This window comes from Streptomyces albospinus (assembly GCF_014648695.1).
Classification (GTDB): Bacteria; Actinomycetota; Actinomycetes; order Streptomycetales; family Streptomycetaceae; genus Streptomyces; species Streptomyces albospinus.
Map to the genome: position 1 here is coordinate 234,100 of NZ_BMRP01000001.1, position 21,592 is coordinate 255,691.

The window sequence follows — 21,592 nt, forward strand, 5'->3', positions numbered from 1 at the left end:
CCGGGAGGCCATGACCCGTCGGACCGGCCCTACGAGCCGCCCTGGTAGGCGGTCCAGACCTGGGGCGGGAGGGATGTGCCCAGCCCGGTGCCGGGGCCGCCCACGCCGTTCAGCGGCAGCAGCTGGGGCGCTCCCGGCTTGTTGCGGAAGAGGGTGATGGCGGTGGTGGCATCGTCGCCGTCACCGGCGTCCTTGCCGGCAGCGGGGACGCGGCCGGTGCGGACGCGGGAACCGGCGTCCCAGAGGGGGCCGGCGTACGACGGGGGGCTGCCCACGAACCACGCCGACTTCATCCGGTCCCCGGGCTCGGTGACCCCCGCCGCGGCCGGCGGGCCGTCCGGTTCGGCGCCCGGTGAGACGAGGGCGCGCCAGCCCACCCCCTCCAGCGTCGACGTCACCTGCTGGGCCACCTCGGGGGTGAGCACCCGCTGGGGGTCGGTGCGGTCGAAGCCCGGCACGCGCTGCCCGCCGTAGGTCATCTTCGAGACCGCGTACGGCTCGGCGTGCAGCCCGCTGTTGGCGAACGTGGTGTACGCGCTGGCCAGCCGGATCGCGCTGGGGGCGGAGGTGCCCAGCGGGAAGGTCTGCTCCAGCTGCGCCAGGCTCTCCTTGCGCAGTCCGGCGTCCATCGCCAGATCCCGGATCCGCTCCAGCCCGAGGCGCTGCCCGGCCTGCACGAACGGTGCGTTCTCGGCCCGCATCAGGGCGCCGCGCAGATCCCTGGACCGCTTCTCCACGGCTGCCGGGTGCGGCTGGTCGCCGAACTCGTCGGCGTCCTGCTGGAGGGACGCCGCCAGCACGAACGGTTTGAAGGCGGAGCCGGCCGGGACCGCGCTGGTGTCCGCGTTGTTGCTGAAGTGCCGGGTGGCGTCGGCGCCGCCGTAGAGCGCGACGATCGCTCCGTCCTTGGGGCGTACCGAAGCCGCGCCGAATTCCACGTACGTGTCCTCGGGGCGCTTCTTCGGGTCGATGTTCCTGTCGCGGACGTCGTCGACCGCTTTCTCCAGCCGGCGGGTGCGCGCCTTGTCGAACGTGGTGTGGATGCGGTAGCCGCCGCGCGCCAGGTCCTTGTCGGTCAGCCCGGTGGCGCTCTTGACGAACTTGTTGGCGATATCGACGAGATAGCCGATCTGGCCGGCCTGGCTGGTGGGCTTGGTCACCGGGCGCGGCTCCGGGAATTCCTGGTACCCGGCCCGTTCTTCCTTGCTCATCTTCCCGGTGGCGACCAGCCGGTCGAGTATCCACTTCCAGCGCGCCACCGCCCGCTGGTGGTTGGCCTTTCCCAGCCCCGGGTCGTACTGCTCGGCACCCTTCAACAGGGATGCGAGCAAAGCTCCCTGACTGGGATTCAGGTCCTTGGCGTCGATGCCGTAATACGCGTGCGCCGCCGCCTGTATGCCGTTCGAACCGCGGCCGAACCAGCTGGTGTTGAGATATCCGCGCAGTATCTCCCGTTTGGACTTCTGATTGCTGACCTTCAGCGCGATGATGAATTCCTTCACCTTGCGCGTGGCGGTCTGGTCCGGGGAGAGATAGGTGTTCTTCACATACTGCTGGGTGATGGTGGAGCCGCCCTGGGTGTCCCCGCCGGAGAGCATGTTCACCACGGCGCGGCCGATACCGGTGAAGGAGACGCCGGAATCGCTGTAGAAGGTGGCGTTCTCGGCCGCTATCACCGCGTCCTGGACGTGTTCCGGAACCTTGTCGAGGGTGATGTTCTGGCGGTTGACCGCGCCCACGCTGACCATCTGGCTGCCGTCCGCCCAGTAATAGACGGTGGCTTCCTTCCCGGCCAGCGCATTCTCGTTGGGGATGTCGACCTTGGCGTAGACGATCGCGAAAAGCCCTGCCAGGCAGGCGATCCCGAACGCGCAGCAGCCCAGCCACAGCCGCCATGACGGCAGCCAGCGGCGCAGGCCCTGCTTCCCCTGGCGCGGATAGTCGATGTACCGGCGACGTTTTTTCGTGCCCTCCATACTTGCGTAGATGCGGTGGGGGTGGCACAGGTTGCCGCTCCGGCCACCCGCTAATCGAACGCTCACAATTGGCGGATGGCCCGAACACGGCGGTGGTCACGGCGCGGAGAGGCGCCGGATCAGAACTCGTCGTCGAACGAGACCGAGCCCTCGACGGCGACCTGGTAGGCCGAGGCCCGCCGCTCGAAGAAGTTGGTCAGCTCCTGGACGTTCTGCAACTCCATGAAGGAGAACGGGTTCTCCGAACCGTAGACCGGCGGGAAGCCCAGCCGCTGGAGCCGCTGGTCGGCGACGCACTGGAGGTACTCGCGCATCGACTCGGTGTTCATGCCGGGCAGCCCGTCGCCGCACAGGTCGCGGCCGAACTGGAGCTCCGCCTCGACGGCCTCCTTGAGCATGTCCGTGACCTGCTGCCGGAGCGCGTCGTCGAAGAGGTCCGGCTCCTCCTCGCGGACCGTGTCCACCACCGAGAAGGCGAACTCCATGTGCATCGACTCGTCGCGGAACACCCAGTTGGTGCCGGTGGCGAGACCGTGCAGCAGACCGCGCGACCGGAACCAGTAGACGTACGCGAACGCGCCGTAGAAGAACAGCCCCTCGATGCAGGCCGCGAAGCAGATGAGGTTGAGCAGGAAGCGGCGGCGGTCGGCCTTGGTCTCCAGCCGCTCCGTCTCCCCGATGCTGTCCATCCACGTGAAGCAGAACTGCGCCTTCTCCCGGATGGACGGGATGTTCTCCACGGCCGCGAAGGCGGCGGCGCGGTCGTCCGGGTCGGGGAGGTAGGTGTCCAGCAGCGTCAGATAGAACTGGACGTGCACCGCCTCCTCGAAGAGCTGACGGCTCAAGTACAGCCGCGCCTCGGGGGAGTTGATGTGCTTGTAGAGGGTCAGCACCAGGTTGTTGGCGACGATCGAGTCACCGGTGGCGAAGAACGCGACCAGCCGGCCGATCATGTGCTGCTCGCCGGGGGACAGCTTGGCGAGGTCGGCGACGTCGGAGTGGAGGTCGACCTCCTCGACGGTCCAGGTGTTCTTGATCGCGTCCCGGTAGCGGTCGTAGAAGTCCGGGTACCGCATGGGGCGCAGGGTCAGTTCGAACCCGGGGTCGAGGAGGTTCTTGGGACGGGCGGGGGTGGACATTACTGGCATGCCTCGCAGGACTCGGGGTTTTCCAGGGAGCAGGCGACCGCCTCGGGGTCGGTCACCGGCAGCTGTGCGGGGACGGTCGCGGCGCGGGCGACTGTGACATTGGCGCCTGACGCCGCGCGGGCGATCCGGGTCGCCGGCCGCGAGCGCAGGTAGTAGGTCGTCTTGATGCCGCGCTTCCAGGCGTAGGCGTACATCGAGCTGAGCTTGCCGATGGTCGGCTGTGCCATGAAGAGGTTCAGCGACTGGCTCTGGTCCAGATACGGCGTGCGGTCCGCGGCCATGTCGATCAGCGCGCGCTGCGGGATCTCCCAGGCGGTGCGGTAGCGGTGCCGGACGTCCTCGGGGATCCAGCTCACGTCCTGTACGGAGCCGTTGGTGTCCCGGAGCGCGTCGCGGGTCCGCGCGTCCCACAGGCCCAGGGCCTTGAGCTCCTCGATCAGATAGGCGTTGACCTGGAGGAACTCACCGGACAGCGTCTCGCGCTTGAAGAGGTTGGAGACCTGCGGCTCGATGCACTCGTAGACGCCGGCGATGGAGGCGATGGTGGCGGTCGGCGCGATGGCCAGCAGGAGGGAGTTGCGCATCCCGGTCGCGGCGATCCGGGTGCGCAGCGCCGCCCAGCGGTCCGCCCAGCGGGGCTCGGCGTTCGGGTAGTGGTCCGGGTGCAGCACGCCGCGGGCCGTACGGGTCGCGGACCAGGCCGGGTGCGCGCCGTGCCGCTCCGCGAGGTCGGCGGACGCCTCGTAGGCGGCGAGCATGATCCGCTCGGAGATGCGGGTCGACAGCTCCCGCGCCTCGGCCGAGTCGAACGGCAGCCGCAGCCGGAAGAACACGTCCTGGAGGCCCATCAGGCCCAGACCGACCGGGCGCCAGCGGGAGTTGGAGGCGGCGGCCTGCCCGGTCGGGTAGAAGTTGATGTCCACCACCCGGTCGAGGAAGGTGACCGCCGTACGGACCGTGGCGTCCAGCCGCTCCCAGTCCATCCGGCCGTCCGCACCGAGGTGTGCGGCGAGGTTGACCGACCCCAGGTTGCAGACCGCGGTCTCCCCGTCGTCGGTCACCTCCAGGATCTCCGTGCAGAGGTTGGAGGAGTGCACGACGCTGCCCGGCTCGGCGGTCTGGTTGGCCGTGCGGTTGGCGGCGTCCTTGAACGTCATCCAGCCGTTGCCGGTCTGCGCCAGGGTCCGCATCATCCGGGAGTACAGCACCCGCGCCGGGATCTGCTTGAGGGCCTTGCCCGCGGCCTCCGCCGCCCGGTACGCGGCGTCGAACTCCGCGCCCCACAGGTCGACCAGCTCCGGCACGTCGGCCGGCGAGAACAGCGACCAGTCGGTGTCCGCCTCGACCCGGCGCATGAACTCGTCCGGGATCCAGTGCGCGATGTTGAGGTTGTGGGTGCGCCGGGCCTCCTCGCCCGTGTTGTCGCGCAGCTCCAGGAACTCCTCGATGTCGGCGTGCCAGGTCTCCAGGTAGACGCAGGCCGCGCCCTTGCGCCGGCCGCCCTGATTGACCGCCGCCACCGAGGCGTCCAGGGTGCGCAGGAACGGCACGATGCCGTTGGAGTGCCCGTTGGTGCCGCGGATCAGCGAACCGCGGGCGCGGATGCGGGAGTACGAGAGGCCGATGCCGCCCGCGTGCTTGGAGAGCCGTGCCACCTGGTGGTAGCGGTCGTAGATGGAGTCCAGCTCGTCCAGCGGGGAGTCCAGCAGATAGCAGGAGGACATCTGCGGGTGGCGGGTGCCGGAGTTGAAGAGCGTGGGGGAGGAGGGGAGGTAGGAGAGCGTGCTGGTGAGCCGGTACAGCTCGGCGACGTCCGCCAGGGCCCGCTCGCTGCCGTCCTCGGCCAGACCGCAGGCCACCCGCAGCAGGAAGTGCTGGGGTGTCTCGATGACCTGGCGCGAGGTGGGGTGGCGCAGCAGGTAGCGCGAGTGCAGCGTCCGCAGCCCGAAGTACCCGAAGCGGTCGTCGGCGCCGTCCGCCAGGGCGCCGTGCACCAGCGCGTCCAGCCGCTCGGCGTGCGTCCGCACGAACTCCGCGGTCTCGTCCGCGATCAGCCCTTCCCGGTGGCCGGTCGCGATCGAGGCGGCGAACCCGGTGGCGCCCTGGCCCGCGGCCTCCTCGGCGATGGCGCGGGTGAGCAGGCGCGCGGCGAGCTTGGAGTACTGCGGCTCGTCGCCGATCAGGCCGGCCGCGGCGTCGATCGCCAGTGACCGCAACCCGGCCTCGTCGGAGCCCGGGTGCCGGCCGCGCAGGGCGGCGGCGGCCACCTTGCCGGGGTCGGTCTCGGGCAGATCGGCGGTCAGTTCGGTCAGCGTGCGCAGCAGGGCGACGCCCGGCGCGTCCGCGCCGGGGGGAGGCGTGGCCACCGCAGGCTGCCCGACCTCGGTGTCTGACGCGGGTTCCGTTGGCGCGATGCTCACGTGATGCTCTCCCTCACTCGGCGGGGGCCAGGAGGGGCGGCGGCGCGACGGGCGCACGCGGGCAGGCGGCACCCCGTGACGGTCGGGGGTGCGCGGGCAGGCCGCACGGCGTCCATCGGCCCAACCCTCGGGGCCCGGACGTGTCGACGCCGCACCGATGGCGGTGCGGACGTACCGTCGGCAGGTCCTCGGACTCAGGACGCACGACCGGGCCGTACGGAACGACCGGTGGCGCGTGCGCATACCGTTGCGGGACAGTTCCGGATTCCCACCGGATTCCCCTGCGGCGACAGCGAGGACGAGCATACATGTGGTGGTGGCCGCTCGCGTGCACCCCCACATCTAGTGTGGCGTGAGTGATCAAGCGGTGTCTGTCAGTGGCCTCGGCTATCGTCGGTTCCACGTTCTCGGCCCTGCTGAGAGAAGAAGGAGGAGGCTCCATGACCGCGCTCGTCGACCGGCCGCACAGCACGTTCACCGACTACTTCGAAGAGGCGGCTCGGATAATCGACCGGGCGGAGGAAGGCGCGCGGTTGGAACTCATCGGCGGAAAAATCTGGAGCAAGGCTGTGCCGGACGGGGGCCACGGTCGGATCATCGAGTGGCTGACGCGCATCTGCATCCAGTCACGCCCTGAGCTGTGGCTCTATCCGGACCAGGGACTCAAGGTAGAGGCGTACCACAGCGGCCGGGCCCGGCCGGACGGGGCACTCGCAGCCAGTGGCGCCTTTGTCGGCCAAGGCGAATGGGTGGATCCTGACCCGGTGCTGATGGTCGTCGAGGTCACGTCCTCCGACTCCGACACCCACAAGCGCGACCGTGTGGAGAAGCCACGCGCCTACGCGGAAGCTGACATTCCGCTCTATCTGCTGATCGATCGGCAGGAATGCCAGGTATCGCTCTACAGTGAACCCGATGGCTCGCGCTACGAGGACGTCCACACCGTTCCGTTCGGCAAGTCCCTCCACCTACCGGACCCGGTTGGCGTCACACTCGAAACCGAGCCACTGAAGGACTGGGTCCACTGATCCTGCGCGGTTGCCGTGCTGCACGCGAGAGGGCCGCCGCGTCCCTGGTGAACGCGGCGGCCCTCCGCCGTGGTTGACGACCGTCAGTGCCCCGCCGGTGCCCCCGCCGTGGCGGGCGGGAGGTCGGCGGTGACGCCCTCGTCGCCGAGGTCCGCGGTGTAGTCGGCGGGACGGGTCTCGTCCACGCCGTCGGGGGCCTTGACGGCCTTGAGGGCGAACGTCAGGACGACCGCCACCACCACGTTCAGCACGAAGGCGGTCAGGCCGATGTAGCCGATCTCGCCGATGCCGGGGATCTCCGCGCTGGAGCCGCCGAAGTGCTTCTGGGTCGGGCTGGCCACCCCGTACGCGGCGAGGGTGCCGTAGACCATGCCGACCGCCCAGCCGGCCAGCAGCGCCCAGCGGTGGAACCACCGGGTGAAGAGGCCGCCCACCAGCGCCGGCATGGTTTGCAGGATCCAGATGCCGCCCAGCAGCTGGAAGTTGATCGCCACGGTCTTGTCCATGGTGAGGACGAAGGCCAGCGCGCCGACCTTGACCAGGAGGGAGACCAGCTTGGCGACCCGGTGCTCCTGCTCGGGCGTGGCGCCGGGCCGCAGGAAGTCCTTGTAGACGTTGCGGGTGAAGAGGTTGGCGGCGGCGATCGACATGATCGCCGCGGGCACCAGCGCGCCGATGCCGATCGCGGCGAAGGCGACCCCGGCGAACCAGCTGGGGAACATGTCGGCGAAGAGCTGCGGGATCGCCAGCTGCGGGTTGCCCTTGATGTCCGTACCGGCCTTGACCGCCATGAAGCCGAGCAGCGCCAGCAGCCCCAGCATGAGCGAGTACAGCGGCAGGATCGTGGTGTTGCGACGGATCACGTTGCGGCTGCGCGAGGACAGCGTCGCGGTGATCGAGTGCGGGTACATGAACAGCGCCAGCGCCGAGCCGAGCGCCAGAGTGGCGTACGCCCACTGGGCGTTGGGACCGCTGGTCAGTTCACCGCGTGGCTTGCCGGTCGGTCCGGTCTGGGCCAGCGCCTGGTGCGCCGAGTTGAAGATGGCGTCGAACCCGCCCAGTTTGATCGGGATGTAGACGATCGCCACCCCGATGACGAGGTAGATCAGCCCGTCCTTGACGAACGCGATCAGTGCGGGCGCGCGCAGGCCCGAGGAGTAGGTGTACGCGGCCAGCACGGCGAACGCGATCAGCAGCGGCAGGTCCTTGACGAACCCGTTGGTGTGCTCCCCGCCGCCGACGCCCATCACGTCCAGGACGGCCTGGATGCCGACCAGTTGGAGCGCGATGTACGGCATCGTGGCCAGGATGCCGGTCAGTGCCACGGCCAGCGACAGCCCCTTGGAGCCGAACCGCCCGCGCACGAAGTCCGAGGTGGTGACGTACCCGTGCTTGTGCGAGACCGACCACAGGCGGGGCAGGAAGGTGAAGATCAGCGGGTAGACCAGGATGGTGTACGGGACGGCGAAGAACCCGGACGCGCCCGCGGCGTAGATCGCCGCCGGGACGGCCACGAAGGTGTACGCGGTGTACAGGTCGCCGCCGAGCAGGAACCACGTGATCCAGGTGCCGAAGCTGCGTCCGCCCAGGCCCCATTCGTCGAGGTTCTCGGACTGGTCGGCCCGGCGCCAGCGGGCGGCCAGGAAGCCCATGACCGTGACGGCCAGGAAGAAGAAGACGAAGACGGCCAGCGTGACGCCGTTGATGCCCTTGGTGGCGGCGGCGAGCTGCGCGGTGGCGAGGCCCGTGGAGGTGAACGTCACTGGTCCGCACCGTCCTTGCGGGCGCGCTGCTCACGCTGGACGAGCTTGTAGGCGAGGGTGGTGAGCGCGGTCGAGATCAGCACCCACGCCATCTGGTACCAGTAGAAGAACGGGATCCCGATCAGCCTCGGCTCGATCCTGGCGTACGAACTCACCCACAGCATCGCCACGAACGGAGCGAGCAGGCACAATCCGGCCACCACGCGTGCGGGGGTGACGACCGGTCTGCGGTCCGGTGAATCGGCTTTCTCGGTCATGACCGTGGCTCCGTCCCTGGCGAACTCCTGTGTAATCGGCACGAATTTAAGCCAGGCACGTGGCGCGCGTCACCAGGTGTCCGCATATCGGTATGGCGTCGATGTGTCGGGCGGGGCGGCGGGCGGGCGTGCCCGGGGTTCTGCTGTGTCCGGATTGCGAGTGCTCCGGGGCGCGCCCGCGGGTGTGTGCGGGGGCGCGCCCGCGGCCCCGGCTCAGACCGCCGGTCGCTTGAGGCGGGCCACGAACTTGTAGCGGTCGCCGCGGTAGACCGAGCGCACCCACTCCACCGGCCGGCCCTGCGCGTCGAGGGAGTGCCGGGAGAGCATCAGCATCGGCAGACCGACGTCGGTGCCCAGGAGTCCGGCCTCGCGCGGGGTGGCGAGCGAGGTCTCGATGGTCTCCTCGGCCTCCGCGAGCCGGACGTCGTAGACCTCGGCGAGCGCGGTGTACAGGGAGGTGTACTTGACGAGGTTGCGGCGCAGCGCGGGGAACCGCCGGGCGGACAGGTGGGTGGTCTCGATGGCCATCGGCTCGCCGCTGGCCAGCCGCAGCCGCTCGATGCGCAGCACCCGGCCGCCGGCGGCGATGTCGAGCAGCCCGGCCAGCCGGTCGTCGGCGGTGACGTAGCCGATGTCCAGCAGCTGGGAGGTCGGCTCCAGACCCTGGGCCCGCATGTCCTCCGTGTAGGACGTCAGTTGCAGCGCCTGCGAGACCTTGGGCTTGGCGACGAAGGTGCCCTTGCCCTGGATGCGCTCCAGGCGGCCCTCGACGACCAGTTCCTGGAGGGCCTGGCGGACCGTGGTGCGGGAGGTGTCGAACTCCGCGGCGAGGGTGCGCTCGGGCGGGACCGGGGTGCCGGGCGGCAGGGTCTCGGTGATCTCCAGCAAGTGCCGCTTGAGGCGGTAGTACTTGGGCACCCGGGCGGTGCGCGTGCCGCCACCGCCGCTCTCGGCACCGCCCGCGTCGGTCTCCATGACCTGCCTCTCCGACTCCTGTCGTGCTGCCGTCACCGGCTCCTCCGTACGTAGCGGCTCACATCGTGGCACGGGTGGGATGCGGCTGCTCCCGCGCGGGTCCCGGCCCGGCAGATGTCGGTCCGGTAACGGACCTGACAGCGACTCTTATACACCCTTGACACCCCAAAAGGTCTAGGCCAAGCTGCGGGCACTGGTCTAAACCATTAAAGACCACACCCGTCCTTGAGGGGGAGAACGCAATGAAGCGTGGACTCATAGCGGCGACGGCGGTCGCGGGAATGCTGATGGGCGTCGCCGCCTGTGGGTCGGGCGGCGGCAAGAGCGCGGACGGCTTCAAGGGCCACAAGCTGACCGTTTGGGTGATGGACGGTTCCAATCCGGCGCAGTGGACCAAACAGGTCTCCGAGCAATTCGAGAAGAAGACCGGAGCCACCGTCGAATTCAAGGTCCAGCAGTGGAACGGTATTCAGCAGAAGCTGAGCACCGCCCTTTCCGAGGACACCCCGCCGGACGTCGTGGAGATCGGCAACACCCAGACCGCCGCCTACGCCAAGGCCGGCGCGCTGGCCGACCTCGGCGATCTGAAGAAGGAAATCGGCGCGGACTGGAGCGACGCCTTCAACAAGGCCGCGACGGTGGACGGGAAGCAGTACGCGCTGCCGTGGTACGCCGGCAACCGCGTGGTGATGTACAACAAGAAGATCTGGGCCCAGGCCGGGATCACGTCCCTGCCCACCACACGCGCCGAACTCTTCAAGGCGTTCGACACCATCAAGAGCAAGACCGACGCCGAACCGCTCTATCTCCCGGGCCAGAACTGGTACTTCTTCGACGGCCTGACCATCGGCACCGGCGCCGACCTGGTGAAGCAGGCGGGCGGTAAATGGGTGTCCAACCTCGGTGACCCCAAGGTCGCCAAGGCGATGGACGTCTACAAGCAGTACCAGGCGTTCAGCACCGCCCCGAAGAACAAGGACGAGGCCACCCCGCAGCAGTCCGAGATCTTCGCCAAGGGGAAGACCGGCGCCATCATCGCCATGGGATACGAGGCGGCCGAGGCCATCAAGGCCAACCCGAAGATCAAGGACGACATCGGGTTCTTCACCATCCCGGGGGAGACCGCCGCCAAGCCCGAGGGCGTGTTCCTCGGCGGTTCCAACTTCGCGGTCGCCGGAATGGGCAAGAACCAGGAACTCGCCAAGGAATTCCTCAAGGTGGCGCTCTCCAAGGACAATGACGCGCAGATGGTCCGGGAAGCCGGCTGGACGCCCAAGTCCCCGGCGCTGGCCGGCGCCGCCAAGGAGAACCCGGCCGCCGCGGCTGCCGCACCCGCCGCCGCGAAGTCCGGCGGCACCACCCCGCTGATCCCCCAGTGGGCCGCGGTCGAGAACGTGCCGAACCCGATCAAGAGCTACATGACCGCCGTCCTCGGCGGCAAGGCCCCGGCGGACGCCGCCAAGGACATCGAGTCCGAGATCAACGCGCGGCTCGCCAAGCAGTAGCCGCCCACCGGCCGCGTACGGGCGGCCTTTCCGGACCCCGCCCGTACGCACCGCACCGCCGCAACCACGGGAACGACCGCCGCATCCACGGCAACGAGGGGACCAGACGCTCATGGCAGTGCAGCTCGACGGCGCGGCGGGCAGGACCGCGCCGCGGACCGGCAAGGGGGGCCCGCCGCCCGTCCGGCGCGGCCGGGCGGCCCGCGGCGCGCCGTACCTCCTGCTGCTCCCGGCCCTGCTGGCGACCGCGGTCTTCCTCGGCTGGCCGATGGTCCGCAACCTGGTGCTCTCCTTCCAGAAGCTCAACATGAAGGAGCTGATCCAGCACCTCACCGACTGGCGCGGCATCGGCAACTACCAGGAAATCCTGGGCAGTTCGCAGTTCTGGCGGGTCACCCTGCGCACCATCGTCTTCACCGGCGCCAATGTCGTACTGATCATGCTGTTCGGGACGCTGATCGGGCTGCTGCTGGCCCGGCTCGGCAAGAAGATGCGGCTGGTGCTGTCCGTCGCACTGGTGCTGGCCTGGGCGATGCCGGTGATCGCCGCCACCACCGTCTTCCAGTGGCTCTTCGACTCCCGCTACGGCGTCGTCAACTGGGTCCTGGACAGGCTCGGCTGGCACTCCATGGCCGCCTACGACTGGGTCGGCACCCAGCTGTCCACCTTCTTCGTCATCACCGTCCTGATCGTCTGGCAGTCGCTGCCCTTCGTGGCCCTCAACCTCTACGCCGCGACCACGACCATCCCCAAGGAGCTCTACGAGGCCGCCCGGATGGACGGGGCCGGCACGTGGAAGGTCTTCACCTCGGTCACCTTCCCCTTCCTCAAGCCCTTCTTCCTCGCCACGACATTCCTCGAAGTCATCTGGGTCTTCAAGGCGTTTCCGCAGATCTTCGCGATCAACCAGGGCGGCCCGGACCGGCTCACCGAGACGCTGCCGATCTACGCCTTCACCGAGGGCGTCGGCAATCTCCACTTCGGGATGGGTGCCGCGATCTCGCTGCTGACGATCGCCGTGCTGCTGGCCATGACCGCGTACTACCTGCGCCTGACGCTCAAGCAAGAGGAGGACGCGCTGTGAGGCGCTCACTCGCCGGCCGGATCTGGCCCAACGCGACGGCGGTGGTCCTCGCGCTCGGCTTCGTCTTCCCCGTCTACTGGATGTTCAGCACGGCCTTCAAGCCGACCCGGGACATCATCAGCAAGGACCCCGTGTGGTTCCCGCTCCACGGCACCGTCGAGCACTTCGCGACGGCGGTGAACGCCCCGAACTTCTGGCAGCTGGCCGGGAATTCCGTCGTCGTGACCGTGCTCGCCGTCGGGCTCTCGCTGCTGATCGCGCTCTGCGGTGCCTTTGCCGTTGCGCGGATGCGCTTCAAGGGCCGCAGGGGAATCCTGCTGACCTTCATGGTCGCCCAGATGGCGCCCTGGGAGGTCATGGTGATCTCGATCTACCTCATCGTCCGGGACGCGGACCTGCTCAACAGCCTGCTGCCGCTCACCTTCTTCTACATGCTGATGGTGCTGCCCTTCACCCTCCTCACACTGCGCGGCTATGTCGCCGCGGTGCCCAGGGAACTGGAGGAGTCCGCGATGGTCGACGGCTGCTCGCGCCGGCAGGCGTTCGCCAAGGTCGTCCTCCCGCTGCTGGCCCCCGGCCTGATGGCCACCTCCCTCTTCGGCTTCATCACCGCCTGGAACGAGTTCCCGCTCGTGCTCGTACTCAACAAGGAGCCCGGCGCCGGCACCCTGCCGCTGTGGCTCTCCCAGTTCCAGACCCAGTTCGGCAACGACTGGGGCGCCACCATGGCCGCTGCCACACTCTTCGCCATCCCGATCCTGATCCTCTTCCTGATCCTGCAACGCAAGGCGGTCGGCGGTCTCACCTCCGGCGCAGTGAAGGGATAACCATGGCAACCGTCATCCGCTCCGCCGACACCCTCACCCGGGACGCCCTCGCCGTCCTCCAGCCCGGCTTCACCGGCACCACCGCCCCCGACTGGGTGCTGCGCCGCCTGGACGAGGGCCTGGTGTCCGTCGGCCTCTTCGGCCGCAACGTGCACAGCCCCGAACAACTCTCCACGCTCACCGGCCAGTTGAGGGGCATCCGCGAGGACCTCCTGGTCGCCGTCGACGAGGAGGGCGGCGACGTCACCCGCCTCGAAGTGCGCGGTGGCTCCTCCTTCCCCGGCAACCTCGCACTCGGCGCCGTCGACGACACCGCGCTGACCCGCGACGTCGCCCGCGAACTCGGCCGCCGGCTGGCCGGTTGCGGGATCAACCTCAACTGGGCCCCCTCCGCCGACGTCAACTCCAACCCCGCCAACCCCGTCATCGGCGTCCGCTCCTTCGGCGCCGACCCGCTGCGCGTCGCCCGGCACACCGCCGCCTACATCGAGGGCCTGCAATCCGCCGGCGTCGCCGCCTGCACCAAGCACTTCCCCGGCCACGGCGACACCGCCGTCGACTCGCATCACGACCTGCCGCGCATCACCGCCGACCTGGACACCCTCCAGGAACGCGAACTGGTGCCGTTCCGCGCCGCGATCGCCGCCGGCACCCGGGCCGTGATGAGCGCGCACATCCTGCTGCCCGCACTGGACGCCGAGCACCCGGCCACACTCAGCCCGGCCGCCCTGCACGGCCTGCTGCGCGCCCCCGCCACCGAGGGCGGCCTCGGCTTCGACGGCCTGATCGTCACCGACGGCATGGAGATGCGCGCCATCTCCGCCACCTACGGCATCGAACGCGGCAGCATCCTGGCCATTGCGGCCGGCGCCGACGCGATCTGCGTGGGCGGCGGACTGGCCGACGAGGACACCGTGCGGCGGCTGTGCGACGCCCTCGTACGGGCGGTGCGCGACGGCGAACTGCCGGAGGAGCGGCTCGCCGACGCCGCGGCACGGGTGCGCGCGCTGGCGCACTGGACCCGGAGTGCGGGCGCGGGGGAGGGGGCCGCGCCCGCACCCGGAATCGGCCTCATCGCGGCCCGCCGCGCCCTCCGCCTGACGTCCGTCACCCCGTACGAACCGCTGACCACCCCCGCCTATGTCGCGGCCTTCACCCCCCTCGCCAACATCGCCGTCGGGGACGACACCCCCTGGGGCGTCGCCGCCGAACTGTCCCGGCTCCTCCCCGGCACCCGGACCGCCACCTACACCGCAGAGGCCGCCGCCCGGACCGGCACCGCCGCCCTCGTCGACGCCCTGCTCGCCGACGCCGAGGACCGCCCCGTGGTGGCCGTGGTCCGCGACGTCCACCGCCACCCCTGGATGGCCGACGCCCTGCACACCCTTCTGACCGCACGCCCCCGCACCGCGGTCGTCGAGATGGGCGTCCCCCAGTCCCCACCCCAGGGCACTCCCCACATCGCCACCCACGGCGCCGCCCGGGTCTGCGGCCAGGCAGCAGCCGAGGCACTGACATCCGTGAGCATGCCCCTGGCGGCGGGGGCTGAGGGGCGCTGCTGATCTGCGCCCCGCTCAACCTGATCGGCGACCGGCTCAACCTGATCCGCGACCCGGTGAATCCGATCGGCGCCCGGCCAAGAGGCCGACATACGCGGCGACTTGGTCGGCGCGATCGGCTACCTGGCAGGGTGCCCCCGTCAGGCGCCCTGGCCGCAACCCCGCCGGGGACCGGTACGAGACCACCTTCCGCGGACCGCCGCCCCCTGGCCAGGCGCCCGACTCCCCACCTGCACGGCCCCTACAGCCCCTACAGCGCCGTCAACCCCTACAACTCCCTACAGCCCCCTACAACCCCTGCCACTTCGGCTTGGCCGCGTACGTCGCGCGGAAGTACTCGCCGAGCTTCAGCTTGGACGCCGCCGCCTCGTCGACGACCACCGTCGCATGCCGGTGGAGCTGGAGCGCCGAGGCGGGGACCAGCGCGGCCACCGGGCCCTCGACGCACTGGGCGACGGCGTCCGCCTTGCCCTCGCCCGTGGCGAGCAGCACCACATGGCGGGCCTCCAGGATGGTGCCGATGCCCTGGGTGATGACGTGGTGCGGCACCTCGTCGAGGCTGTCGAAGAAGCGGGCGTTGTCCTCCCGGGTCTGCCGGGTCAGGGTCTTGATGCGGGTACGCGAAGCGAGCGACGAACACGGCTCGTTGAAGCCGATGTGCCCGTCGGTACCGATACCGAGCAGCTGGAGATCCACCCCGCCGGCCTCGCTCAGCGCCTTGTCATACGCCTCGCACGCGGCCTGGACGTCCTCGGCCGTGCCGTCGGGGCCCATGAACGCGGCCTCGTCGAGCCCGAGCGGCTCCACTACCTCGCGCAGCACCACCGAGCGGTACGACTCCGGATGCCCGGCCGGCAGGCCCACATACTCGTCGAGCTGGCAGATCCGCGTCCGCGAGGCGTCCACCTCGCCGGCCCGGACCTTCGTGGCCAGCGCCTCGTAGATGGGCAACGGGGTCGAGCCGGTGGCCACGCCGAGCAGCGCGTCGGGCTTGCGGCGCACCAGGGTGGCGATGGCCTCCGCGATGAGCTCGCCGCCTGCCGCGGCATTCGGGACGATGACAACTTCCACGCTTGGCCTGCCGTTCTGGAGAGTGGTCTCATGTGGTATAGACCAATCTAGCAGAGGTGGGCGCACCTGACCGGTCGGCGCGGCTGAACGAATCGGCACGATTTGCCGTCCGCTTCCCGTCGCCCCGGTGGCCGGAGCGTCGGCTCGTCAGTCGCCCGGCGTCAGCCCCTCCTTTCCCCGACGCCACCCCTCAGAGCAGTGCGCCGCCCGTGGCGTCGATCCACTGGCCCGTCACCCACCGGCTGTCGTTCGAGGCCAGGAAGGCCATGATGTCGCCGATGTCGGTGGCGTCCGCGACCCGGCCCAGCGGGGATATCGCCCCGGTCGCCGCACGCGCCGCCTGACTCCCCTCGCCGCGCAGCCAGGCGGCGTTCATATCCGTGTCGGTCGCCCCGGGGGCCACGGCGTTGACCGTGATCCCGCGCGGGCCGAGGTCCTTCGCCAGCGTGCGGGTGAACACGTCCAGCGCGCCCTTGGTCATCGCATAGGCGATCAGCTCGGGCTTGGCCGCGCCGTGCGTCAGCCCCGTCGAGGTGTTGATGATCCGTCCGCCGTCCCGCAGCCGGCTCAGCCCCAGCTGCGTGACGAAGAACGGCGCCTTGGTGTTGACCGCGAAGAGCTGGTCGTAGTCCTCCTCCGTCACCGTGGCGATCCTCTTGAGCGTCCCGTCCACCGCCTTGTTGATCCCGGCGTTGTTGACCAGGATGTCCAGCCCGTCGGCCTGCGCGTCGAACGCCGTCCACAGCGCCTCGGCGTCTCCGGGCACCCCCAACTCCGCGCGGACCGTGAACGCCTGGCCGCCCGCCGCCTCGATCGCCGCGACCGTTTCCTTGGCCGCCGCCTCGTCCCGGCCGTAGTGCACGCCGATCCGTGCGCCGTCCTTCCCCAGCCGCTCCGAGATCGCCCGGCCGATCCCCCTGCTGCCGCCCGTCACCAGTGCCGTCTTACCGCTGAGTGCACCCATGGCAGTACCCCTCCCCTTCGTTCGCGCGTCCGCACGACTGGTCCGTGCGCACGTCTCATCGCGTCGCGAGCGCTTTCTGTAGCGCTCGCTATATAAAAACCGTAGCACCATTTTCGTACCGGCCGCTATAGAATTCACTCCATGGTGGCCAAGGAGACGAAGCAGCGCGGCCGGCCCCGGTCCTTCGACCGGGAGACGGCGCTGGAGAAGGCGATGCGGTCCTTCTGGGAGTGCGGCTACGAGGCCACGTCGATCTCCGACCTCACCCGCGTGATGGGCATCAGCGCCCCCAGCCTCTACGCCGCCTTCGGCGACAAGCGCGCGCTGTTCGACGAGGCGGTGGCCGCGTACGGGCGGCTGTACGGCGGCTTCATCTCCCGCGCCGTCGCCGAGGAGCCGACCGCCCGCCGCGGCATCGAACGCGCTTTGCGCGAGGCCGCGGTCGAGTACACCGTGCCCGGCCGCCCCCGCGGCTGCCTGGTGATCAGCGCCGCTCTGAACACCACCCCCGCGTCCGCCGAAGTCGCCGCATCCCTGCGGGAGATGCGTCAGCGCAACGTCCGGGAGATGGAGCGAGCGATCCGGGCGGACGTCGCGGCCGGCGAGCTCCCTGCCGGGACGGACGCACGCGGCCTGGCGGAGTACGTGAGCGTCGTCGTCGCCGGGATGTCGCAGTCCGCCCGCGACGGCGCCGACCGTACGACCCTGGAAGCGGTCGCCGAGCTGGCGATGCGCGCCCTGCCGCAGTAGCGGTCCGGGGGGCGTCCGGCGCGGGAGGGGGCCGGGCGGTGAGGGAAGTGGCGGCGGAAACCGAGGCCGCGGCCCGGAGCTGGAAGGGTGATCAGCTGCCGGGGCCTGCGCCGCCGGCCCCGAAAACACCCGCGGGCCGCGGCGCCGGGACAGGACCCTCAACCTGTCCGGCACCGCAGCCCGGAGCTGACATCGGCCGGCCCCGTACTACGGGCGGGAGGTGCCCCTGTGTGCGGTAGGGGCACGGCCCCGTCCCGGGACCGGTCGATCAGAGGCCGCGGCGCAGTCAGGGCAGAGAGCGCTGCGGGCCTCGATCCGCCCTCCTGTGCGGGGAGAGCGGAGGTTCGTGGGGCTGGGGTCTCCCCCAGGGGTGGTGCGCCTCACATTGTGGACTAGACCATTCTTCTCTGTCCACGGTCGTGCACGCACTACAGATACACCGTACGCCGGTAGTCTCCAAGACGTGCCCTCCATGAACGATCTCGTACGCCAGCACACCGCTCTGAGCGACTCCGACCTAGAGTGGCTGCATCTGCTGGTCTCGGAGTGGCAGCTGCTCTCCGACCTGTCCTTCGCCGACCTCGTCCTGTGGGTGCCCACCCTCGACGGCACCCGTTACGTCTCCGTCGCCCAGATGCGGCCGAACACCGGCCCCACCTCCTATCAGGACGACATGGTCGGCCACCTGGTCCCCCGGGGCCGCCGCCCGATGCTGGACTCCGCCCTGGACGAGGGCCGCATCGTGCGCGAGGGTGATCCGGAGTGGCGCGAGGAGGTGCCGGTCCGCGTCGAGTCCATCCCGGTCCGCCGCGAGGGCCGGGTGCTCGGGGTGATCGCCCGGAACACCAACCTGCTGACCGTACGGACCCCCAGCCGGCTGGAGCTCACCTACCTCCAGAGCGCGTCCGACCTTGCCCAGATGATCGCCGCCGGAACGTTTCCCTTCCCCGGCCAGCAGGTCGACATGGACGCCTCGCCGCGCGCCGGCGACGGGCTGATCCGGCTCGACGCGGACGGTGTGGTCCAGTACGCCAGCCCCAACGCGCTCTCCGCCTACCACCGGCTCGGCCTCGCCGCTGACCTGGTGGGCCACCACCTCGGCCAGGCCACCGCCGAACTGGCGCCCGCCCGGGGCCCGGTGGACGAGGCCCTGGTCAAACTGGCCAGCGGCTGGGCCCCGCGGGAATTCGAGGTCGAGGGCAACGACGGCGTGATCCAATTGCGCGCCATTCCACTCAAGCCCAAGGGCACCCATATCGGGTCGCTGGTTCTGCTGCGTGATGTGACCGAACTGAGACGTCGCGAGCGGGAACTGATCACCAAGGACGCCACCATCCGGGAAATCCACCACCGGGTGAAGAACAATCTCCAGACCGTTGCCGCACTGCTGCGGTTGCAGTCCCGCCGGATGGATTCCGAACAGGGCCGGGAGGCCCTCAACGAGGCGGTGCGCAGGGTCGGTTCGATCGCGATCGTGCACGAGACGCTGTCCCAGAACCTCGACGAACGGGTCGAATTCGACGAGATCGCCGACCGGGTGCTGGCCATGGTCGCGGAGATCGCGCCGGGCAAGGTGACCACCCGCCGCACCGGGCGCTTCGGCATCCTGGACGCCGAGGTGGCCACGCCGCTGTCGATGGTGCTCACGGAGGTGCTCCAGAACGCCCTGGAGCACGCCTTCGGCCAGCTGGAACACGGCACCGTCGAGGTCGGCGCGGTCCGCGGCGGCAGCCGCACGGAGCCCCGGCTGCTGGTCACCGTCCAGGACAACGGCCGCGGCCTGCCGGAGGGTTTCGATCCGCAGCGCGCCGGGAACCTTGGGCTCCAGATCGTACGGACCCTGGTGGAGGGCGAGTTGGGCGGCACGTTCGACATGGTCCGCGGGCCCGAAGGCGGCACCCAGGTCCTTCTCGACGTCCCCGTGCGGCCCGAGAAGCAGCACTGAGAAGCCGCGCCGCGGGGCGGTGCGGCGGAGTGCGGGGCCCCCGAACAGCAGCAAGCCCCGGACCGATCGGTCCGGGGCTCAAAGCTGTTGCGATGCGATAACGACCGGGTTTCAGCTCCGGGCGGGCATCGAAGGTACTGCGCGCTGCGGCTCGGGGGCCACGGGGCGGCTGGCTCAGGCGCTGGCGTTGCGCGCCCGGTTGCGAGCTGCACGGCGCTTCATCGCGCGGCGCTCGTCCTCGCTCAGACCACCCCAGACGCCGGAGTCCTGGCCGGACTCAAGCGCCCACTGCAGGCACTGCTCCATGACGGGGCAGCGGCGGCAGACGGCCTTGGCTTCCTCGATCTGCAGCAGCGCAGGACCGGTGTTGCCGATAGGGAAGAAGAGCTCGGGGTCTTCTTCGCGGCAAACGGCGCGGTGACGCCAGTCCATGGCTGCTCCATCTCCTCGTGTGACGGGATCGTTGCTTGTGAATGTGAACGCTTTCACGAATCCCTCCACAAGGGAAGGGCCGAAAGCCAGTCAAGAACTGGTGCGGTCCTGTGGAATGAGGAGGAGGATTCGGGCTCTCAAGGGGGCCGGTAAAGCGGCCGTCCCGATCGCCATGAAGAGACTCGCAAACCTCGGCGGCGGATACAACCCCTTCCGGAAACTTTTTTTTGATTCCTTGGTGTCGCCTAGCTCACAGCCGTCATTCCAGGGGGTGGAGGCCAGCCTAAACGTTCGAGTGAAAGGACTTTAGGCCCTACTGCTCACACAATCACACGCAGTGCACGGCGAACGCCTGTGAACGTCACACTCGTACGCAGTCCCAGGTGGTCACCATCCATCTGGAACGGCAGCGGAACCTGCGAATGCAAGGTGAAGTCCGTGAGGTCGTGGAGTGAGAGGACGTGCTTGCCCTGGGGGCCGCGATCCGGTGTGGACGTGAGGAGTTGGGAGCCGTAGCGGGTCACCGCGGGCACCGAGAACTTGTCCAGCGCGAAGAGGTCCAGGGCGGTGTCGAAGGAGGCGTCGGGGGAGGGGTAGATGGGGCGGTTGCCCAGGTATGACCAGGGGGCGGTGTTGCAGATTATGGACATCGCGAGGTTCTCGACGATCTCCGTGCTGCCCGGCTTCTCGCCCGGTCGTTCGAGGGTGATGGTGCCGCGGCGGCGGTTGGCCTCGCCGAGGAACTGCCGTACGACCTGTCGCACGTAGAGGGCGTGGGTCGACCGCTTACCGCGTTCGCGCTGCTGTTCGACCCGGCCCACGACGCCGGCGTCGAAGCCGAAGCCCGCGCAGAAGGTGAACCAGCGGGCCGGCACCCCCTCGTCCACGCTGCCCGGAGTGCCCGAGGCCAGGCCCAGGCCCACCGTGCGCTCGCTGCGGTCGCGCAGCGCGTCCAGCAGGGCGCCGGTCGCCTCCACGACGTCGTTGGGCAGCCCGAGGGCGCGCGCGAAGACATTGGTGGAGCCGCCGGGGACCACGGCCAGCCGCGGGTGCGAGTCCGGGTCGGGGCCGGTCGTCAGCAGGCCGTTGACGACTTCGTTGACCGTGCCGTCGCCGCCGAGCGCCACCACCAGCTCGGTCTCCCCGCCCTCGGCGGCCTCCCGGGCCAGGTCGCGGGCGTGCCCGCGGTACCGCGTCTCGGCGACCTCCAACTTGAGGTCGCTGGCCAGTGCGTGGGCGAGTACCTCACGGGTACGGGCACTCGTGGTGGTTGCTGCGGGATTGACCACGAGAAGTGCGCGCATATGGAGCAGCGTACCTACCTGCCGGTACTCGCCTCACGCCTGTCCGGGGTGCGGGCGGGCCCGGCCGCGCGGTCGCCCGGCGCTACCCTGCTGGGGTGACCAGTCAGCAGAAACAGTCCGTGAAGCGCGCCGCAGGAGCCCCTGCCGTACCGGAGCCGGCCGGTCCGCGGCCCGCCCGGCTGAGTGCCGCCGCGGCGCTCACCGCCGTCGAGGGGCTGGCACTGGCCGTCCTCGGTGCGTACATGCTGGTCAACGGGCTGGTCGGGTCGCCGGACAGCCCGCAGCAGGCGGAGATGGGCGGGCTGACGATCCTGGCGCTGGCCGTGCTGCCGCTGGTCGCCGCGCGGGGGCTGTGGCTGCGCCGCCGCTGGAGCCGGGGGCCCTCGCTGATCACCCAGATTGTGGCGCTGCCGGTGGCCTGGACGCTGGTCAAGGGCGGCGGCGCGCTGATCGCCGCCGGGGCCGGGCTCGCCGTGGCGGCGCTGGTCGTGCTCGTCCTGCTGGTCAATCCGACGGCCACCGAGGCGCTGGGCATCGGGCCGCGGGAGTAGCGGGAGACAGGCGAGAAGCGGGGAACGACGCGG

General features: G+C 69.9%; 18 protein-coding genes and 1 riboswitch. Of the genes, 8 read left to right on the top strand and 10 right to left on the bottom strand.

The window, feature by feature from the left end; all coding sequences use genetic code 11:
• Positions 1-29: 29 nt before the first annotated feature.
• From IEZ17_RS01220 to IEZ17_RS01230, 3 genes are all read right to left on the bottom strand, one after another.
• Positions 30-1,976 carry a transglycosylase domain-containing protein gene (locus IEZ17_RS01220; RefSeq protein WP_189295396.1) on the bottom strand — a complete coding sequence of 649 codons (1,947 nt, stop codon included), beginning with the start codon at positions 1,974-1,976 and terminating at the stop codon, positions 30-32.
• Positions 1,977-2,095: 119 nt separating this feature from the next.
• The gene (locus tag IEZ17_RS01225) at positions 2,096-3,115 is read right to left on the bottom strand and encodes a ribonucleotide-diphosphate reductase subunit beta (protein ID WP_189296165.1); all 1,020 of its coding nucleotides are present in this window, start codon (positions 3,113-3,115) and stop codon (positions 2,096-2,098) included.
• Positions 3,115-5,544, bottom strand: coding sequence for a ribonucleoside-diphosphate reductase subunit alpha (locus IEZ17_RS01230; RefSeq protein WP_189295399.1), 2,430 nt, complete (start codon positions 5,542-5,544; stop codon positions 3,115-3,117). Before IEZ17_RS01230 ends, IEZ17_RS01225 begins: the two co-directional genes overlap by 1 nt.
• A 162-nt stretch (positions 5,545-5,706) precedes the next feature.
• Positions 5,707-5,854: riboswitch (cobalamin riboswitch) on the bottom strand.
• 130 nt (positions 5,855-5,984) lie between these two features.
• Between IEZ17_RS01230 and IEZ17_RS01235 the strand changes: the two genes are divergently transcribed.
• Positions 5,985-6,572 carry a Uma2 family endonuclease gene (locus tag IEZ17_RS01235; protein WP_189295400.1) on the top strand — a complete coding sequence of 196 codons (588 nt, stop codon included), beginning with the start codon at positions 5,985-5,987 and terminating at the stop codon, positions 6,570-6,572.
• An 83-nt stretch (positions 6,573-6,655) separates the two neighbouring features.
• Here IEZ17_RS01235 and mctP read toward each other — a convergent pair whose 3' ends face one another.
• The 3 genes from mctP to IEZ17_RS01250 form a co-directional block, all read right to left on the bottom strand.
• The gene (gene mctP, locus IEZ17_RS01240; RefSeq protein ID WP_189296166.1) at positions 6,656-8,278 is read right to left on the bottom strand and encodes a monocarboxylate uptake permease MctP; all 1,623 of its coding nucleotides are present in this window, start codon (positions 8,276-8,278) and stop codon (positions 6,656-6,658) included.
• Between the two features lie 53 nt (positions 8,279-8,331).
• Positions 8,332-8,592 carry a DUF3311 domain-containing protein gene (locus tag IEZ17_RS01245; RefSeq protein ID WP_189295402.1) on the bottom strand — a complete coding sequence of 87 codons (261 nt, stop codon included), beginning with the start codon at positions 8,590-8,592 and terminating at the stop codon, positions 8,332-8,334.
• A gap of 213 nt (positions 8,593-8,805) precedes the next feature.
• The gene (locus tag IEZ17_RS01250) at positions 8,806-9,567 is read right to left on the bottom strand and encodes a GntR family transcriptional regulator (protein WP_189296168.1); all 762 of its coding nucleotides are present in this window, start codon (positions 9,565-9,567) and stop codon (positions 8,806-8,808) included.
• Between the two features lie 242 nt (positions 9,568-9,809).
• On the opposite strand from IEZ17_RS01250, the gene IEZ17_RS01255 reads away from it, so the two are divergent.
• The 4 genes from IEZ17_RS01255 (at position 9,810) to IEZ17_RS01270 (ending at position 14,545) form a co-directional block, all read left to right on the top strand.
• Complete coding sequence (locus tag IEZ17_RS01255; protein WP_189295404.1) at positions 9,810-11,072, top strand: extracellular solute-binding protein; 1,263 nt, start codon at positions 9,810-9,812, stop codon at positions 11,070-11,072.
• 112 nt (positions 11,073-11,184) lie between these two features.
• The gene (locus IEZ17_RS01260; protein ID WP_189295406.1) at positions 11,185-12,156 is read left to right on the top strand and encodes a carbohydrate ABC transporter permease; all 972 of its coding nucleotides are present in this window, start codon (positions 11,185-11,187) and stop codon (positions 12,154-12,156) included.
• Complete coding sequence (locus IEZ17_RS01265; protein WP_189295408.1) at positions 12,153-12,983, top strand: carbohydrate ABC transporter permease; 831 nt, start codon at positions 12,153-12,155, stop codon at positions 12,981-12,983. The genes IEZ17_RS01260 and IEZ17_RS01265 overlap by 4 nt, the downstream gene beginning before the upstream one ends.
• Before the next feature lie 2 nt (positions 12,984-12,985).
• Positions 12,986-14,545, top strand: coding sequence for a glycoside hydrolase family 3 protein (locus IEZ17_RS01270; protein ID WP_189295409.1), 1,560 nt, complete (start codon positions 12,986-12,988; stop codon positions 14,543-14,545).
• Between the two features lie 285 nt (positions 14,546-14,830).
• Here IEZ17_RS01270 and nagB read toward each other — a convergent pair whose 3' ends face one another.
• Together nagB and IEZ17_RS01280 are read right to left on the bottom strand one after the other, a co-directional pair.
• Positions 14,831-15,613, bottom strand: a complete 783-nt coding sequence (nagB, locus tag IEZ17_RS01275; protein ID WP_189295410.1) for a glucosamine-6-phosphate deaminase — start codon at positions 15,611-15,613, stop codon at positions 14,831-14,833.
• Positions 15,614-15,803: 190 nt separating this feature from the next.
• The gene (locus IEZ17_RS01280; RefSeq protein WP_189295413.1) at positions 15,804-16,577 is read right to left on the bottom strand and encodes an SDR family oxidoreductase; all 774 of its coding nucleotides are present in this window, start codon (positions 16,575-16,577) and stop codon (positions 15,804-15,806) included.
• 141 nt (positions 16,578-16,718) lie between these two features.
• On the opposite strand from IEZ17_RS01280, the gene IEZ17_RS01285 reads away from it, so the two are divergent.
• Both IEZ17_RS01285 and IEZ17_RS01290 read left to right on the top strand, forming a co-directional pair.
• The gene (locus tag IEZ17_RS01285; RefSeq protein WP_189295415.1) at positions 16,719-17,327 is read left to right on the top strand and encodes a TetR/AcrR family transcriptional regulator; all 609 of its coding nucleotides are present in this window, start codon (positions 16,719-16,721) and stop codon (positions 17,325-17,327) included.
• Between the two features lie 472 nt (positions 17,328-17,799).
• Positions 17,800-19,272, top strand: coding sequence for a sensor histidine kinase (locus IEZ17_RS01290; RefSeq protein WP_189296170.1), 1,473 nt, complete (start codon positions 17,800-17,802; stop codon positions 19,270-19,272).
• Positions 19,273-19,446: 174 nt separating this feature from the next.
• On the opposite strand, the gene IEZ17_RS01295 is transcribed toward IEZ17_RS01290, so the two are convergent.
• Both IEZ17_RS01295 and IEZ17_RS01300 read right to left on the bottom strand, forming a co-directional pair.
• A complete protein-coding gene (locus IEZ17_RS01295; RefSeq protein ID WP_003983230.1) occupies positions 19,447-19,704 on the bottom strand; it encodes a WhiB family transcriptional regulator in 258 nt (85 codons plus the stop codon).
• Positions 19,705-20,024: 320 nt separating this feature from the next.
• Positions 20,025-21,008 (bottom strand): diacylglycerol/lipid kinase family protein, encoded by a 984-nt coding sequence (locus IEZ17_RS01300; RefSeq protein WP_189295417.1) that lies wholly within the window; start codon positions 21,006-21,008, stop codon positions 20,025-20,027.
• 95 nt (positions 21,009-21,103) lie between these two features.
• Between IEZ17_RS01300 and IEZ17_RS01305 the strand changes: the two genes are divergently transcribed.
• Positions 21,104-21,559, top strand: coding sequence for a hypothetical protein (locus tag IEZ17_RS01305; RefSeq protein WP_189295419.1), 456 nt, complete (start codon positions 21,104-21,106; stop codon positions 21,557-21,559).
• The last annotated feature ends 33 nt before the right edge of the window (positions 21,560-21,592 follow it).